14 protein-coding genes and 1 other RNA gene are annotated in these 15,477 nt (G+C 68.4%); 6 read left to right on the top strand and 9 right to left on the bottom strand.

The window, feature by feature from the left end:
- Positions 1–93 precede the first annotated feature (93 nt).
- The 3 genes from ABTW72_RS18880 (at position 94) to ABTW72_RS18870 (ending at position 3,931) form a co-directional block, all read left to right on the top strand.
- Positions 94–1,341, top strand: a complete 1,248-nt coding sequence (locus ABTW72_RS18880) for a DUF4297 domain-containing protein (protein WP_350860369.1) — start codon at positions 94–96, stop codon at positions 1,339–1,341.
- A gap of 206 nt (positions 1,342–1,547) precedes the next feature.
- Positions 1,548–1,946, top strand: a complete 399-nt coding sequence (locus ABTW72_RS18875; RefSeq protein ID WP_350860367.1) for a hypothetical protein — start codon at positions 1,548–1,550, stop codon at positions 1,944–1,946.
- Positions 1,943–3,931 (top strand): hypothetical protein, encoded by a 1,989-nt coding sequence (locus tag ABTW72_RS18870; protein ID WP_350860365.1) that lies wholly within the window; start codon positions 1,943–1,945, stop codon positions 3,929–3,931. The genes ABTW72_RS18875 and ABTW72_RS18870 overlap by 4 nt, the downstream gene beginning before the upstream one ends.
- Before the next feature lie 551 nt (positions 3,932–4,482).
- Here ABTW72_RS18870 and rnpB read toward each other — a convergent pair.
- Positions 4,483–4,898: RNase P RNA component class A (gene rnpB / locus ABTW72_RS18865), an RNA gene on the bottom strand.
- Positions 4,899–5,024: 126 nt separating this feature from the next.
- On the opposite strand from rnpB, the gene ABTW72_RS18860 reads away from it, so the two are divergent.
- Complete coding sequence (locus ABTW72_RS18860; RefSeq protein WP_350860363.1) at positions 5,025–5,786, top strand: sulfite exporter TauE/SafE family protein; 762 nt, start codon at positions 5,025–5,027, stop codon at positions 5,784–5,786.
- Between the two features lie 16 nt (positions 5,787–5,802).
- Here the strand turns inward: ABTW72_RS18860 and ABTW72_RS18855 are convergent, their stop codons facing one another.
- Positions 5,803–7,026, bottom strand: a complete 1,224-nt coding sequence (locus tag ABTW72_RS18855; RefSeq protein ID WP_350860361.1) for an MFS transporter — start codon at positions 7,024–7,026, stop codon at positions 5,803–5,805.
- A gap of 54 nt (positions 7,027–7,080) precedes the next feature.
- On the opposite strand from ABTW72_RS18855, the gene ABTW72_RS18850 reads away from it, so the two are divergent.
- Complete coding sequence (locus tag ABTW72_RS18850; RefSeq protein WP_350860359.1) at positions 7,081–7,542, top strand: MarR family winged helix-turn-helix transcriptional regulator; 462 nt, start codon at positions 7,081–7,083, stop codon at positions 7,540–7,542.
- Positions 7,543–7,776: 234 nt separating this feature from the next.
- On the opposite strand, the gene mctP is transcribed toward ABTW72_RS18850, so the two are convergent.
- The 7 genes from mctP to ABTW72_RS18815 all read right to left on the bottom strand — a co-directional run bounded on the left by mctP (position 7,777) and on the right by ABTW72_RS18815 (position 14,516).
- Positions 7,777–9,426 carry a monocarboxylate uptake permease MctP gene (gene mctP, locus ABTW72_RS18845; RefSeq protein WP_350860357.1) on the bottom strand — a complete coding sequence of 550 codons (1,650 nt, stop codon included), beginning with the start codon at positions 9,424–9,426 and terminating at the stop codon, positions 7,777–7,779.
- Positions 9,426–9,668, bottom strand: a complete 243-nt coding sequence (locus tag ABTW72_RS18840; protein WP_091409411.1) for a DUF3311 domain-containing protein — start codon at positions 9,666–9,668, stop codon at positions 9,426–9,428. The genes mctP and ABTW72_RS18840 overlap by 1 nt, the downstream gene beginning before the upstream one ends.
- A gap of 162 nt (positions 9,669–9,830) precedes the next feature.
- Positions 9,831–11,012, bottom strand: coding sequence for a bifunctional RNase H/acid phosphatase (locus ABTW72_RS18835; protein ID WP_350860355.1), 1,182 nt, complete (start codon positions 11,010–11,012; stop codon positions 9,831–9,833).
- Between the two features lie 3 nt (positions 11,013–11,015).
- On the bottom strand, positions 11,016–11,753 hold the full coding sequence (locus ABTW72_RS18830; RefSeq protein WP_091409404.1) for a zinc ribbon domain-containing protein: 738 nt from the start codon (positions 11,751–11,753) through the stop codon (positions 11,016–11,018).
- A complete protein-coding gene (locus ABTW72_RS18825) occupies positions 11,743–12,579 on the bottom strand; it encodes a Nif3-like dinuclear metal center hexameric protein (RefSeq protein ID WP_502892225.1) in 837 nt (278 codons plus the stop codon). The genes ABTW72_RS18830 and ABTW72_RS18825 overlap by 11 nt, the downstream gene beginning before the upstream one ends.
- 118 nt (positions 12,580–12,697) lie before the next feature.
- Entirely contained in the window at positions 12,698–13,270 is a 573-nt protein-coding gene (locus tag ABTW72_RS18820; RefSeq protein ID WP_350860351.1) for a flavoprotein, read from the bottom strand.
- Positions 13,271–13,286: 16 nt separating this feature from the next.
- Complete coding sequence (locus ABTW72_RS18815; protein WP_350860349.1) at positions 13,287–14,516, bottom strand: helix-turn-helix domain-containing protein; 1,230 nt, start codon at positions 14,514–14,516, stop codon at positions 13,287–13,289.
- Between the two features lie 248 nt (positions 14,517–14,764).
- On the opposite strand from ABTW72_RS18815, the gene ABTW72_RS18810 reads away from it, so the two are divergent.
- Positions 14,765–15,436: a bifunctional DNA primase/polymerase gene (locus ABTW72_RS18810; protein WP_091409390.1), complete on the top strand. Its 672-nt coding sequence runs from the start codon at positions 14,765–14,767 to the stop codon at positions 15,434–15,436.
- The last annotated feature ends 41 nt before the right edge of the window (positions 15,437–15,477 follow it).

Raw genomic sequence — 15,477 nt, 5'->3', positions numbered from 1 at the left:
ATCCGTTAACATCGTTTCCCTGAGTAGTAGGACCACCACCCCCCGTGATACGGGTTTAGCCCTCGACGTCGTCTAGGTGGGAGTGTCTTTCGGGTGACCGACGCAACGAAGCAAGAGCCCACTCCCGGCCTTGGCAACCTCGCCGCGATCGCCAAAGTCACGAACGACCCCACCGGACTCGATACCTTCGCCCGCTACATCTGGCAGGCAAAGCAAGTAGTGCGACAGTGGCTGACCTGCTTGCGGGAACAAGACGGGCCTGCCTTTGCCGTCTGTGAGCAGATCGAGGACCTTGCCCTTGTCCACTCCGACAGGGTCCGCCTCATCCAGCTCAAGACCCGTGACAAGGGCTCGTGGAGCGTCGTCGCCATGTGCGAAAGCGGACTTGACGCGCTTGTCCGGTCGTACGTCAACGCGCGCAAAGCCAAGTGCCACGAACTCTACAGCTACGAACTTTGGCTTGAAGGCACGACGGCACCGAAGGCGGACACCGCTAGCTTCGTGCGTGACCCCACCACAGCAAGCAACGACGTCCGCGGCCGCCTCGTCGCACACGGCCTCATTAGAGCCTGGGTGGACGACTTCCTGCAGCGCCTAGTCATCGAGCCCGGGCAGCCCACCCAAATGTATATCGACAAGGTGGCGATGTGGGAGATGTCAGCCCTGTGGCCCGCGCTGTCTCATCAGGAAGTGCAGCACCTTTACGAACGGCTTCTCAGCGCCGCAAGCGCAGCACAAACTGCTGGCACTAGTCAGCCGGCATCCATACAAGCGATCTTGGCCGGAACGCTCCCGCACGTGAGTCACGACCTCCCGCGTCCAGGAGAGCCCGGCTGGTCAGACATTGAGCCTATACACAACCAAACTCTTAGTCGCAGCATGCTCACCGCACTCACCCCGCCCCTACCCGGCGAACGACAACACCAACTCCTCGCGCGCATGGCTAATGGAACCGCAACATCGCTAATGGAACTGAAGATGAGAGCTGCAGGTGCCAGCACAACGCTCATCGAAGATGTTCAGGAACTGCGAGCCACCGTGGAAGTCGAGCGTCAACTCCTACTCGCCAGTCGCGACAGTGCAGAGCCCGAACTAGAGGATCTAGCCCGTCGCGTGCTGCGGATGGCCCAAGCTACCTCTACTCGCATCAAGCTCTCTGCCGTTGGGAACCCCGTCGCTGCCGGCCGCCCCGCCGAATTTATCGCCGCTGACTTGCGTGCCCGCCCCCACGATCTCGCCCAATGCGACCGGAAACCGTTGCTCCACCAGGACGAAGAACTCATCTTCGGGTACCTCGGCCACCTGTCCGACCTCTGCCGCTTCGACTGGGGTCTCTCGTGATTCCCAGCACGAGATCTGCGGCCGGCGCCCCGCCCAGGCGCGGAGGACCGTCGGCGCTGTACCCGGACCAATCACCGCGCGCCCGGTTCCGGCCCTCACGCGAAGCCGAGGCGCGAGTCCTCCTGCTCATTGACTCCTTTAGTCGCAAAGCCCGAGGCCAATCCCGATACCTCGAGGGCCGGGTCAAGCTAGCCAAGCTTGACTTCTTGCTCCGTTATCCGCGCCAACTACGCCGCGTTCTGCTTTCCCGGGGCGTCAGTGCTGACGAGATCGAGCAACTCGATCCCAACGAAGCGCCTCTCGACGCCCGCATGATGCGTTACCGCTACGGCCCATGGGATCCCTCCTACTACGCTGTCCTCGGATCCCTCATCGGCCGTAGCCTCGTCGTAGTAGCCCCCCTAGGCAACGGCTTCGGCTACCGCACCACTAACACCGGCGCGGAACTCGCAGCCAACCTGCGCGCCGACGGCAGCTTCGACGACATCAACCAACGCCTAGCCCTCCTACGCCGCCACCTCGACAAATCCGGAAACACACTCAAAAGTTACCTGTACGAACTACCCGAGATCGCTGACGCCGCATGGCACGAGGATCTGACGTGAGCCGACCCATCACGACCCCGCCAGAACCGGAAACCGAGCGCCAACCGGTTCACCCAAATCGCCTCGAACTATTGCAAGTAGATCTTGTAGGTGGTGGCCGTGAAGTCACCTTCAATGCAGGCCTCAACCACATCGTCGGCGACATCACCACCGGCAAGACCACCTTCATCCGCCTGATCCGAGCGCTGCTCGGCACCATGCCCAAGGAGTTACCACCCGAAGTCGACTACGTCGACGCCATCCGTGGGCACGTCATGCTCGGCGACCGCGCATGGAAGATCTATCGGCCCCGCACCACTACCAGTGACGCACTCGTCGAGATCAGCGAAGACGAGAACGAGCCCGGTCGTGAAGCCCTATCAATACGGCTCCCCGTTGCCCGCTCGACTCACACCTACAGCACCTTTCTGCTCGACCGACTCAACATTCCAGTAATCAGCGTTCCTCAAGCCCGAACTGACCCCACCGGTGTGCAGAGCCCAGTCACCATGACCGACTGGCTTGGATACTGCATCATCACTGGCGACGAACTCGACACTGAGGTCTTCGGACACAAGCGACACTACCGCGACGTCAAACGGCGCTGGGTCTTCGAGATCGCCTACGGCTACTACGAACCCGAAGTCGCCCGCCTCAACTCCCAACTGCGCCACTTGCAACGACAACTGGACTCCCTCGAACACGATGCTGAGGTCCGCACCCACTTTCTCAAGGACACCCCCTTCGCGGACCTCGCCACCCTTGACTTGCAACTGGCGGCCAGCACGACAGAGCTCGATCACGTCGTTGAACAACGCCGAGCTATCGGAAGCGAAGTAGCCGACGTGCCTGGCGTCCAGCAGGCGCGAGAACACCTGCTCGCCGCACGCAGCCGTCGTGCCGACCTCGCGGATCGTATGTCTCGACTCCAGGCGCAGATCAAGGATCTCAGCGATCTGGTCAGGCAGCTGAATAGTCAGTCCGCCCGACTCACTCGCGCTATCGTAGCCGGCGAATGGCTTGTAGACTTCGACTTCGTAGTCTGTCCGCGTTGCGGTAACGATATCGAACCAGCAAGGACCGATCCGCACCTATGCTATCTGTGCCTGCAACAGCCGCGGCCTGCGCCCTCCGAAGCCGAGCTACTGAGCGAGCAGGACCGCATCGCGAGTCAGATTACGGAAACCAACGAGGTCCTCGAAGGACGCCAGCGCGCTCTCGACAGATTGGCGTACGAGGCAACCCGGCTCGACCAGCTCATCGCCGAGCTGGCCGACGACCTCGACCAACTCACCCAAGCCTTCGTCTCCGATCGCGCTACACAGATCGAGTATTTAGCCAGCCGCCAAGCTCAGCTTGAGGCCGATATCAAACGCCTCCGTGAATATGCCGACCTCATCCGACGGCACACACAACAACTCGCCAGCCGCGATGAACTTGAGGCTCAGCAAGAAGATATCAGGCTTCGCATAAGTGAGCGTGAACTCTCTCGATACGATGCGGAAGAGAACGTTAAAGCCCTCGAGAAACGGATGCTCGAATATCTCCAGCAATTGCGCATCCCAGACCTCGGCCAAGAACTTACGGTCAAAATAAACCGGAAAACGTACCTGCCCGAGGTATCCGGCCGCAGCTTCGACGAACTATCCAGTCAAGGCCTCAAGACACTTGTCAACATTGCACACGCGCTCGCTCACCACACTGTGGCGATCGACCGAAATCTCCCACTGCCCGGGCTTCTCATTCTGGATGGGATCTCAGCAAACAGCGGACAAGAGGGTTTGAGTTTCGACCGCATTCGTGACGCCTACCGACTTCTCAGCAAGGTAGCGGCTGACGACCTATATCGAGGCGCACTACAAATCGTTGCGGTTGACAATGAGCTGTCCCGCGAAATTATCGTTGAGCTCGTTGAACGTGTCGCCCTTGAGCTGACCCAAGAGGATCGTCTCATTCGAATTCCAGATCCTCCACCAAGATCCGAGCCGGACGACGTCGGGCCGTAAGGGAGGGAGTCTTGCCGAATTTCTCTGTTTCGGATCAAGGCACCGCGCTCCGCGCGGTGCGAGGCGGCAAGCCCGGCCGGCGGCAAGCCGCCCCGGTCGCCTTCGGCACCGGGGCGGTGAGCCACCGACAGCCGCCGGGACACCGCCCCGCCAATCGGAAGGGGACCAGCTCCAACGAGCCCGTGACGGAAGCCGATGGGTCGGCCTGATCGCGTGGACGGGGCTTCCGGCTGCCGCGCCAGTCCAACCCCGGGACTGGCTTGCCACCGCGTCTCCGAGCCTCGCCAGGAGCACCGCCGCCAGGACGTGCCGGGCACACGACAGCTAACGGCACCGCGCAGGAGCCCTACCAAGCCACCGAACGGCCGCCAGGACGAGGCGATGTGCCGCGCCGAGTTGGCGGTCTACTGACCCAAGACTCAGGGCGTCTCCAGGGCGTCAGGACGTCGTCAGGGCGTCAAACGCCGGCCAAAGTTGACCAACTACGACCATCGACGCCCGAACATAGAACCAGCTCAGAGCCTTGATCGCGGCTCTGAGCTGGTGGGCGACGGACGAGTCGACCTGTACGCCGGATTCTGTGCGCGGCGCGTACCCCGAGGGGTTTGCGCCGGCGGCGGCCATCCATCTCGGCCTGCCGTTGCCGGCAGGCTCCAGCGGCCTACCCGCAGACATCGGGCGGGCAGCCCTCAAGCGTCTGCGCCGGGTCGTCATCTTGCGGTGACGGCCCTTGCTTGGCCTTGCTCCGGGTGGGGTTTACCGAGCCACCCCGGTCACCCGGGGTGCTGGTGGGCTCTTACCCCACCGTTTCACCCTTACCGTCCCCGTTGGGGTCGGCGGTCTGTTTTCTGTGGCACTTTCCCGCGGGTCGCCCCGGGTTGCCGTTAACAACCACCCTGCCCTGTGGAGTCCGGACGTTCCTCGGCGGCGGGCCGAAGCCCGCCGACGCGGCCGCCCGGTCGACTCGTCCGTCGCGCTCTCATCCTAACGACGAGCGTGCTGCGGGTATTGCCGCCCCGCCTGAGCAAGATCGCGCAGCTCAGAACGATCCGGCGAATGCGTGCCGTAGGGCGACGGCTAGCCTCGTGGGGCTATGGATCTCTCCCACGCCGCGCTGCTGCTCGCCGCCGGTCTCGCCGCTGGCACTGTCAACGCGGTGGCCGGTGGCGGTTCGTTGATCACCTTCCCGGCGATGATCGCGATCGGGTTGCCCCCGGTGCCGGCGAACGTCAGCAACTCCGTCGCCGTCTTCCCCGGCTATCTGGCCAGCGTGGCGGGCAGCCGGCAGGACCTGCCGCGCCCCCGCGCGCTGGCCACGCTGGTGCCCACCACCATTGCGGGCACGATCATCGGGGCGTTGCTGCTGCTGGCCACTCCGGCCCGCGCGTTCGAGCTGGTCGTACCCTTTCTGGTCCTCGGCGCGACAGCGGTCCTGGCCTTCCAGGACCCGCTGCGCCGCCTGGTCGGTCACCCCCGGGACCTGTCGCCACGCCGGCGGACGGTCACGGTGCAGACGATGGTCGCGCTCGGTGCGGTGTACGGCGGTTACTTCGGTGCGGCGCTCGGGGTGATGCTGGTGGCCGGGTTGGCCCTGGTGCTGGACGCGACCCTGGCCCGGGTGAGCGCGATCAAGAACCTGCTCTCCGCGGTGGTGGGGTTGACCACGCTCGTGGTGTTCGCCCTGTTCGGCCCCTTGAACTGGGCGGCCGTCGCGGTGGTCGCGCCGGCCACCCTCATTGGGGGGTACGCGGGCGCCCGGCTCGTCCGTCGGCTGCCGCCGGTGGTGCTCAAGACGGTGATCGTGGTGTTCGGCACGACGATCGGCCTCTACCTGCTCTGGCGCGCCCTGAACTGAACCGGCCGACCGGCGGTCAGTAGGTCTCGCCGACGGGCTCGTGTTCGGTGTCGGCGGCGGCGCGGTTCCAGCGGGACCAGAGCACCCGCTCGCCGTAGCCGGCGGCCATCACGTGCGCGAAGGCCAGGTAGACCAGCACGCCGACGGCGAGCACCCCGAAGCCGACCCAGAACGGCAGCGACAGCGACTGCTCGGCGAGCTTGCCGGAGATGATCGGTGCCGGCGCGGCGGCACCCCAGCGGACCAGGTTGAACGCGCCGGTGGCGACGCGCCGGTCGCTGGAGCCGAGCCCGAGCGCCAGGTCGGTGAGGTTGGCGTTGGCCAGCCCCATGCAGAGTCCGGCGAGTACCAGCACCACGAGCGACTCGGCGGTGCTGGTGGAGGTGGCGAAGAGGACCATGCAGACCAGCAGCCCGGCGATGGCCACGCCGACGGTCTGTACCGCGCCGATGCGGTGGGCCAGCCGGTGGCCGATCACCATGATGCCGGCGGCCAGGCCGAGCCCCCAGCCGGTGAACGCGAGCCCCAGCGGGATGACGTCCAGGCCGAGGAAGAGCGGCGTGTAGCCGAGCACCACGAAGAACACGAAGTTGTACGCGGCGGTGACCACGCAGAGGGCGATGAACGCCGGCCGGCGGTAGGTGGCGAAGATCTGGCCGACGCGTACCGGGGCCTGCCGGTTGGTGGGTTCGCGGAGTTTGCGGGAGGCCACGCCGAGGGCGAGGACCATGAAGACGCCGCAGACGAAGAACGGCAGCCGCCAGCTGACCTGGCCGAGCAGGCCACCGATGAGCGGTCCGACGGCGAAGCCCAGGCCCAGGGCGGTCTCGAAGAGGCCCACCACCCATTCCCGGTCGACGGCCAGGTTGACCAGCACCACCATGGCGGTGGCGAAGAACATCGCGTTGCCCAGCCCCCAGACGCCGCGCAGCACGGAGAGCTGCACGATGTTGTCGCTGAACGAGGCGAGGATCGCGGCGAGGCCGACCACGGAGACGCCGGTGATGAGCACCGGCTTGAAGCCGAACCGGCCGCTGGCCAGGGTCGCCGGGATCATGCCGAGGGCCATGACCGCGATGTACGCGGTGAACAGCAGCTCGACCTGCCAGGCGGTGACCCCGATCGCCTCGCCGATGGCGGGCAGGATCGGGTCGACGACGGCGATGCCGGCGATGGCGAGGAAGGCCACCAGCGTGGTGGCGTAGATGGCACTGCGGTTCGGTTCGGAACGCCGATCCACTCCGACTCCTCAGATAGCTGTATCGTACAGGTACTTATTCTGTATCATACAGCTATGAGCGACGACCACGACGAGACCACCCTCGGCCGGATCGAGACCGAGGTGGCCCTGCTGATGCGCTTCGGCGAGGCCACCCGGCGGGCCACCGGCACCGCCGAGCACCGGGTGCTGGACCGCGCGGCGTACGTCATCCTGCGCCACCTGGCCGACGCCGGCCCGCAGAACGTCTCGGCGCTCGCCGCCCGACTCAACCTGGACGGCTCGACAGTCACCCGGCAGGTCTCCGCGCTTCAGCGCGACGGCCTGATCACCCGCACCCCGGACCCGTCCGACGGCCGCGGCACCGTCATCTCCCCCACCACGGCCGGTCTGCAACGGATGGCCGCCGTCCAGGCCGCCCGCACCCGGCTCTACGGCGACATGCTGGCCGACTGGACCCCCGAGGACCGGAACACGCTGGCAGCCCTACTAGGCCGCCTAAACCAGGCCCTGATAAACCGCAACCGCCCCCACTAACCCCCACCCTCGCCCCCGGCCCACCCCGCCCCACCCCGCCCCACCTTCGTCGATCTTGCAGTTTCGGTGGCGACAAATCGCCGCTCATCATCACCGAACGGGCACCGAAACTGCAAGATCGACGCGGGAGAGCGCGGGAGAGCGCGGGAGAGCGCGGGAGAGCGCGGGAGAGGGCGCGGGACAGGTACGCCCGGGCGCCGACTTGCGTCGGTGCCCGGGCGTTCGTGCCTGGGGTCAGGCGACCGGTTCGCGGGCCGAGTCGGCGTCGCGGTCGGGGCCCGGGGTGACCCGGGGGTCGCCCTCGTCGGCGAAGTAGTCGTCCGGCTCGGTGCCGTCGACTCCTTCCTCGACCTTGGCGGCCCGCAGCGCCAGCGTCACCAGTGCCGCCACGGCCAGGTTGACCGCCACCGCCACGATGCCGACGTAGATCGTCCGGGTGGTGTCGAACCCGAACTCCGACAGCGGGAACGCCGAGCCGCCGAAGTGCTTCCGGGTCGGGCTGGCCACCTGGTAGAGCATCCACATGCCCAACCCCATGCCGACCGCCCAGCCGACGATCAGGCCGGTGCGGTGGAACCAGCGGGTGTAGAGGCCCAGCGCCACCGCCGGCAGCGTCTGAAGGATGATCACGCCACCGATCAGCTGGAGGTCGATGGAGAACTGCGGGTCGAGGAAGACGATGCAGGCCACCGCACCGACCTTCACCACCAGCGAGGTGATCTTCGAGACGTTCGCCTCCTGGGCCGGGGAGGCGTCCCGCTTCAGGTACTCCTTGTAGATGTTGCGGGTGAACAGGTTTGCCGCCGCGATCGACATGATCGCCGCGGGCACCAGCGCGCCGATGCCGATCGCCGCGTACGCGACACCGGCGAACCAGTCCGGGAACTGCTGGTCGAACAGCAACGGCACGACGGTGTTGCTGTCGACAGTGCCCTCCTTGGCACCGGGCAGCGGCTTCACGCCGGCCGCGATGGCCATGTAGCCGAGCAACGCGATCAACCCCAGCAGCAGGCTGTACGCGGGCAGCGCCGACATGTTCCGCTTGATCACGTCGCGGTTCCTGCTGGCCAGCACACCGGTGATGCTGTGCGGGTAGAGGAAGAGCGCCAACGCCGAGCCGAGCGCCAGCGTCACGTACTGAAGCTGGTTGTTGCCGTTGAGCAGGACGCCGTCGTTCGGGTTGGGCGAGGCGTCGAACTTCGCGTCCGCGGCGGCGAAGATGTCGCCCCAGCCGCCCAGCTTGTACGGCAGGTAGATGACCGCCACCAGGATCACGATGTAGATCAGGCTGTCCTTGACGAACGCGATCAGCGCGGGCGCGCGCAACCCCGACTGGTACGTGTAGGCGGCCAGGATGGCGAACGCGATGATGATCGGCAGGTGCCGGGCCAGCGCGTTGTCGCCGGTGACGCCCATCGTCTTGAGCACCGCCTCGATGCCGACCAGTTGCAACGCGATGTACGGCATGGTCGCGACGATGCCGGTGATCGCGATCAGCAGCGCCAGCACCGGCGAGTCGAACCGGTTGCGGACGAAGTCGGCCGGCGTGACGAACCCGTGCCGGTGCGACACCGACCAGAGCCGCACCAGCACCAGGAAGACCAGCGGGTAGATGACGATGGTGTACGGCACGGCGAAGAACCCGGCCGCGCCGGCACCGAACATCAACGCCGGCACCGCCACGAAGGTGTACGCGGTGTAGAGGTCACCGCCGACCAGGAACCAGGTGATCCAGCCGCCGAAGCTGCGCCCGCCCAGCCCCCACTCGTCCAGGTGCGCCATGTCCTTCGGTGCCCGCCACCGGGCGGCCACGAAGCCCATCACGCTGACCAGGAGGAACAGCAGGGAGAAGACGATGATCTCGGTGAGATGGTCGCGCCACATCAGCGGCCTCCCCGCTTCTTCGTCATCTGGTAGACCAACGTGGTGGTGCCGACGCCGAGCAGGATGAAGGCCAGTTGCAGCCAGTAGAAGCGCGGGAAGCCGAAGACCCGGGGCGAGTCGCCATTGAAGAACGCCGGGATCAGCGGCACCACGATGGGGATGAAGAGCAACCAGTTCCAGGGGCTGTGGTCCTTAGCCCTGGTCGGCGCCGTGGGTGGCGCCTCCGGTTCGGGTGCAGCCATCTGACACACCTCCGGGGAGTCGTGGCTCTCGATGTAACGGCCGGAGGCTACGACTCTGTGACGGCGGTCACCTGACCCGTCCGGAGGGTGCTGCGCCGAACGGCCGGTCGGCTGCGCCGAACGGCGCGCCCGACCGGCCCTACCAACGAAGGGTGCGGCGGCTCAGTCGAGCGTGGCGAGGTGAGCGGTGTCGTTGACAGTGCGCACGGCCACGCCGCCGTCGGGCCACATGTCGAGCACCGAGATGCCGGCCGCGTCCAGGAAGAGCCGGTGCAGGAAACCGTCGCCGGCCGCGAGGGCGTCGCGCAGCATCAGCTTGATCGGCGAGACGTGCGAGACGACCACCACGGTCTCACCGGGGTACGCGGTGAGCAGCCCGCTGATGACGCGGTGCGCGCGTTCGGCGACCTGGGTGAACGACTCCCCGCCCGGCGGCGCGATCCGGGGCGAGGCGAGCCAGGCGTCCATCTCGCCCGGCCACTCCTGGCGCACCTCGGCGAAGGTGCGCCCCTCCCACTGGCCGAAGTCGCACTCGATCAGGTCGTCCTCGGTGCGGACCGGCACGTCGCCGCCGAGCGCTTCGGCGATCGACGCCGCGGTGGCCGTACACCGGGACAACGGGGAGCTGAGCACGGCCGCGACGGTCGGGGCCAGCTCGGCCACCCGGGCACCGGTGGCGCGGGCCTGGGCCCGGCCACGCTCGGAGAGCGGCACGTCGCCGCGCCCGGAGTATCGCCGCTGCTCGGTGTACGCGGTCTCGCCGTGCCGGACCAGGATCAGCCGGGTGGCGGTGAAGGTCGGCCGTGGCTCCCAGGAGGCCGGGGCGGTCGCCGGGTCACTGCCAATGATCGGGGCGGCGGACGTGGTCGGGGGCTGGCCGCTGGCCGCCGTCGTCGCAGGACGGCCGGGGGCCGCGGTCGCCGACGGACGACCTGCGGCGGCGTCCATGGCGGCGTTGGCGAGGGCGTCGGCGTGCCGGTTCTGCTCGCGGGGAATCCAGCTGAACCGGACCGCGCTGAACCGGCCCACCAGCGCGGCGGCCTGGGCGGCGAGGGGCCGCAGGCCGGGGTGCTTGATCTGCCACCGGCCGCACATCTGCTCGACCACCAGCTTGGAGTCCATCCGGACGTCCACCTCGGTGGCGCCCAGCTCGGCGGCGGCGGTCAACCCGGCGATCAGACCCTGGTACTCGGCGACGTTGTTGGTGGCCGTGCCGAGCGACTCGGAGCGCTCGGCGAGCACCTCGCCGGTCTCCGGGTCGCGGACCACCGCGCCGTAGCCGGCGGGGCCGGGGTTGCCCCGGGACCCACCGTCGGCCTCCATGGAGACCACGCGCGGCGCCACGACCTACAGGCCCGACTCGTTGGTGCGGACCATGATCCGTCGGCAGTCCTCGCAGCGGACCACGTCGTCGGGGGCGGCCTTACGGATCCGGGCCAGGTCGGCGCCGGACAGGTCCAGGCGGCACCCGCCGCAGCGGCCGCCGGTGAGCAGCGCGGCACCCAGCCCGGTGTCCTCGCGGATCTTGTCGTAGAGGTTGACCAGATCGCTGGGGAGGTCGGCGGCGAGCGGCTGACGGGCGCCCCGCTTGAACTCCTCCTCCTTGGCGATCTCGGCCAGCGCTTCGTCGCGGCGCTGCTCGGTCGCGGCCCGCTTGTCCCGGGTCTCGGCCAGCCGCTGCTCCACGCCGTCCAGTACGCCCTGCGCGGTCTCCCGCTGCTCCATCAGCTCCAGCTCGGCATCCTCCAGGTCGCCCTGGCGGCGCTTGAGCGAGACCAGCTCGTGCTGGAGCGCCTCCAGCTCGCGGGCCGGCCCGGTGCCGGCGGCAAGCCGGTTCTCGTCCTTCTCCTTGCGGGCCCGGACCTGCTCGACGTCCTTCTCCAACCGGGCGATGTCCCGGTCCAGGTCATCCACCGCCACCTGGGCGCGGACCCGCTCGTCCTCCATCGACGACAGCTCCCGGGCCAGCGACTCCAGCTCGGCCCGCTCGGGCAGCGACCGCCGACGGTGGGCGAGCTGGGCGAGGTTGGTGTCGATCGCCTGGAGGTCGAGCAGGCGGCGCTGCACCTTGGGGTCAGCCTTCACGGTCGGGCTCCTTGTCGTCCACAGCGGGTGCGGCGGCGTGCACGGTCCACGGGTCGGTGTCCAGGTCGGACACCAGCGTCTCGACGTCCAGCGCCTCCCGGAGGAAGGCGGCCAGGTCGTCCAGCCACGGTCGTTCGGTCGCCCAGTGGGCGGCGTCGATCAGGGCGGGACCATCGGCGGCGAGGTGCTCGCCGGCCGGGTGGTGCCGCAGGTCGGCGGTGAGGAACGCGTCCACCCCGGCGGCGGTCGCGGCGCCGAGGAAGCTGTCCCCCGACCCGCCGCTGACGGCGAGGGTACGAACCATACGCCCGGGATCCCCCGCCGCGCGAACTCCCCAGGACGTGACGGGGAGCACCGCTGCCGCGTGCCGGGTCAGCTCGGCGAGGGTCATCGGCTGGGGCAGCTCGCCGATCCGGCCGAAACCCCTGTCGTCGCCGTGGGCCGGCGAGCCGGGCGCGGGTCGTTGGAGTGGGCGCAGACCGGTGAGCCCGAAGCGGGCGGCGAGGGCGTCGGAGACGCCCGGGGAGGCCACGTCGGCGTTGGTGTGCGCCGCGTAGAGCGCCAGCCCGGCCCGGATCAACTGGTGGATGATCCGCCCCTTGAAGGTCGTCGCGGCGACCGAGGACACCCCGCGCAGCAGCAGTGGGTGATGCGAGACGATCATGTCCGCGTCGGCGGCGAGGGCTTCGTCGGCCGTCTCGGGCACCACGTCGACCACGCAGAGCACCCGGCGGACCGGGGCGGCCGGCTCACCGAGCACCAGGCCCACCCGGTCCCATTCCTCCGCCCAGACCGGCGGAAAGCGCCGTTCCAGCGCGGCCACCACGTCGCTGACTGTGGGGACGGATCCGCTTGTGCTCACGGCGGGCCAGCTTACCGGCGTCGGGGCCGCCGGGCGGTGACACCCGGCCCGGCCGCGTCGGGTGGAAGATCTGCCGGAAGCGCTAGGCGGCGCTCCAGGAGACGGTCGGCAATGCGGCCAGCGGCATCGCCCAGGGGAAGGCGTGCAGGTGCTGTTCCCCCGTTCCGGGCGGGTGCAGCGCGATCACCTCGTCGCCGAAGAGCACCGTGATGCCCCACTCGGCCAACCGGGCGACCCCGGCACGGAACGCCGGGTGGCAGGCCATCGCCGCGTTGGTGTACGGCACCGCCACGATGGGGACGCCCTTGCCCTGGGCCTCGACCAGCAGTCCGAGCGCCAACGTGTCGGTGATCCCGGCCGCCCACTTGTTGACCGTGTTGACGGTGGCCGGGCAGACGATCATGGCGTCGGCGGGTGGCAGCACGTCCGGGTCCCCGGGGTTCTTGTAGTGCGTCCGCACCGGGTGGCCGGTCTGCCGGATCAGGGCCGACTGGTCGACGAACTTCGCGCCGTCCGGCGTGGTGACCACGCAGACGTCCCAACCGTCCTGTTGGGCGAGGTCGACCAGACGACCGACGTGCCGGGCCAGCGGCGAACCGCAGGCGATGACGTAGAGCACCTCGCGGTGCCCGCTGTTCTGCGCTGCGCCGGCCATCAGACCGGCTCCGCGCTCATACCCCTACTCCCATGTGCTCAGCCAACTCCGCTACCGGAGAAGGCGGCGCACCACGTGTGCGACGGAGGATGTCGGACATCACCTCGTGCGCGATCGGCCGGCAGCGGATCTCCGACGGGGCGAGCCGATCACCGAGCAGCAGCATCTCGCCGGCGTTCGCCACGTCACCTATCTGGGCGTAGCCGCGGGCGATGTCGAGCAGGTGGTGGGCGCGGCGCTCGGGCAGCAGCGCGTTGAAGGAGGGCTCCGCGATGCGAAGCTGGTGCACCTCCACGGCCCGCCCCCCGTCGCCCAACTCCACCGCGGCGGCGGCCCGGTGCAGTTCGACGTTGGTCGGGCCGAACGACGTCCAGTAGTGGTTGTGGTCGCCGCCGAGCAGGGTGGCGGCCTCCTGAGCAGCGTTGATCAGGTCGTCGACGCTGGCCGAGTCACCGATGCGGGACGCGGCCATCGCGCCCTGGAGCAGCAGCATCCCGTAGACGGAGAGGCGGGCCGGCGAGACCTCGTTGCTCCCACCCGGTGCCAGCCGGTTGGCGATCTGGACGTTCAGCTCCAGCGCGGGGCGGGCCCGCCCCATCGCGACCAGGGCGTTGCACACCCGGGTGGTGGCGATCCCGGCGAGCAGCGGGTCGTCGGCCCGCTGGGCCACCGCCATCGACCGGTCGGCGGCCAACCAGGCGAGCTCGCACTCGCCGAGCTTGCGCAGCACCGAGGAGGCGATCTGGTAGACCTGGCCGAGCAGGTGGGCCGCCTCGGCCGCCTGCTCACCGCCGTAGGCGGCGTCGGCCGCCTGGGCGTCGCGCAGCAGCTTCGGCAGCGCCCGGGTGAGCATCCCGTAGCGGCCGTACTGGTAGGTGAGCCAGGCGTGGTTGACGGCCTTACGCATGTCGTCCATCGGCGGCGGGCACGGCGCCGCGTCGAAGTACGCGCTCATCGAGTCGTAGCGTTCCAGCGCCGCCCGGATCTCCTGAACCTCGACCTGGTCGATGCAGTTGAGGGCGTCGGCGCGCCGCTCCGGGTCCTTGCCCATCAGCAGCTGGACGTCCATCTGGAGGATGTCGGCGATCTCGTAGAGGACGGAGAACTTGTCCAACCGTCGGACGCCGCGTTCGACCTTGTCCACCCAGCTCTTGGACTTGCCCAGCCGGTCCGCGAAGACCTGCTGCGACATCTTGCGTCGCCCCCGCCAGTAGGCCACTCGCCGTCCTATGGGTAGCTCGTCCATCTCCCCATCCTCCCCTGCCACCGACGACCAATCGAGTCGCGGCGATGTCCGCGGGTGCGGCGACTGCCGTTCGTTTTCAGGTTTTCGCTGGTCGCACAGGATGTACGTCAGCCGTACAGGTAGTCCTCGTACTTTTCGTGCAAGTTGCACGAGCCGTTCGTCAACCTCAACGATCGTGGGTTACGGCAGTGACGGTGCTCGACATGCGACCTGGCGAACGCCGGGCCCGACGAGAGGAGTTGGCACACATGTGGGGGAATGTCGTACCGCGCGTTGCCGAACTGTCGCCGCTGGAACGGGTCCGGCTGCGCCGGGTCGCCATCCGGTACGCGGTACACGGCTGGGAGGTCACCCCGGGTGCCTGTCTGGCCCGCAGCCGCTTCGTCTGCGGCCGGGCCGGCTGTCCCACGGTGGGCTGCCACCCCGCCCTGGAGAACTGGGAGCTGGCCGCCAGCGCCGACCCGGCCCGGGTGGCGACCTGGTGGCGGAGCCGACCACACGGGGTGCTGCTGCCCACCGGCCGGGCCTTCGACGTGTTGGAGGTGCCCGCCCACCTCGGCCGACACGTGCTCGACGCGGTCCAGATCCACCCGGCCGGCACCGGCGTACGCGGACCGGTGCTGGTCACGCCCACCGGGCGGTGGATGTTCCTGGTCCGCCCCGGCGATCCGCTGCGGCCGGAGTTGGAGCACTGCTTCCACGTGGTCCGGCACGGGCCGGGCTCGTGGATTCCCGCGCCGCCCACCCGGCTGCCGGAGGGCACGGTCCGCTGGGCGGTGGCCCCGGAGCAGGCGCGCTGGCAGCTTCCGGATTCGTACCTCGTGCAGAACACGTTGATCGGGGCGTTGCGCGCCGCCGGGGTGACGCTCGCCCCCGACCTGCTCCCCGGTCACCTGCCGCTGCCCCGACGAGGCATGTGACACCGGCCCGGTCGACGATTCGATCCGGTGCCCGACAGCGT

The organism is Micromonospora sp. NPDC127501 (assembly GCF_040302185.1).
Classification (GTDB): domain Bacteria; phylum Actinomycetota; class Actinomycetes; order Mycobacteriales; family Micromonosporaceae; genus Micromonospora.
The sequence above is the reverse complement of the archived record's forward strand: the minus strand, read 5'-3'. Positions and strand labels throughout refer to the sequence as shown.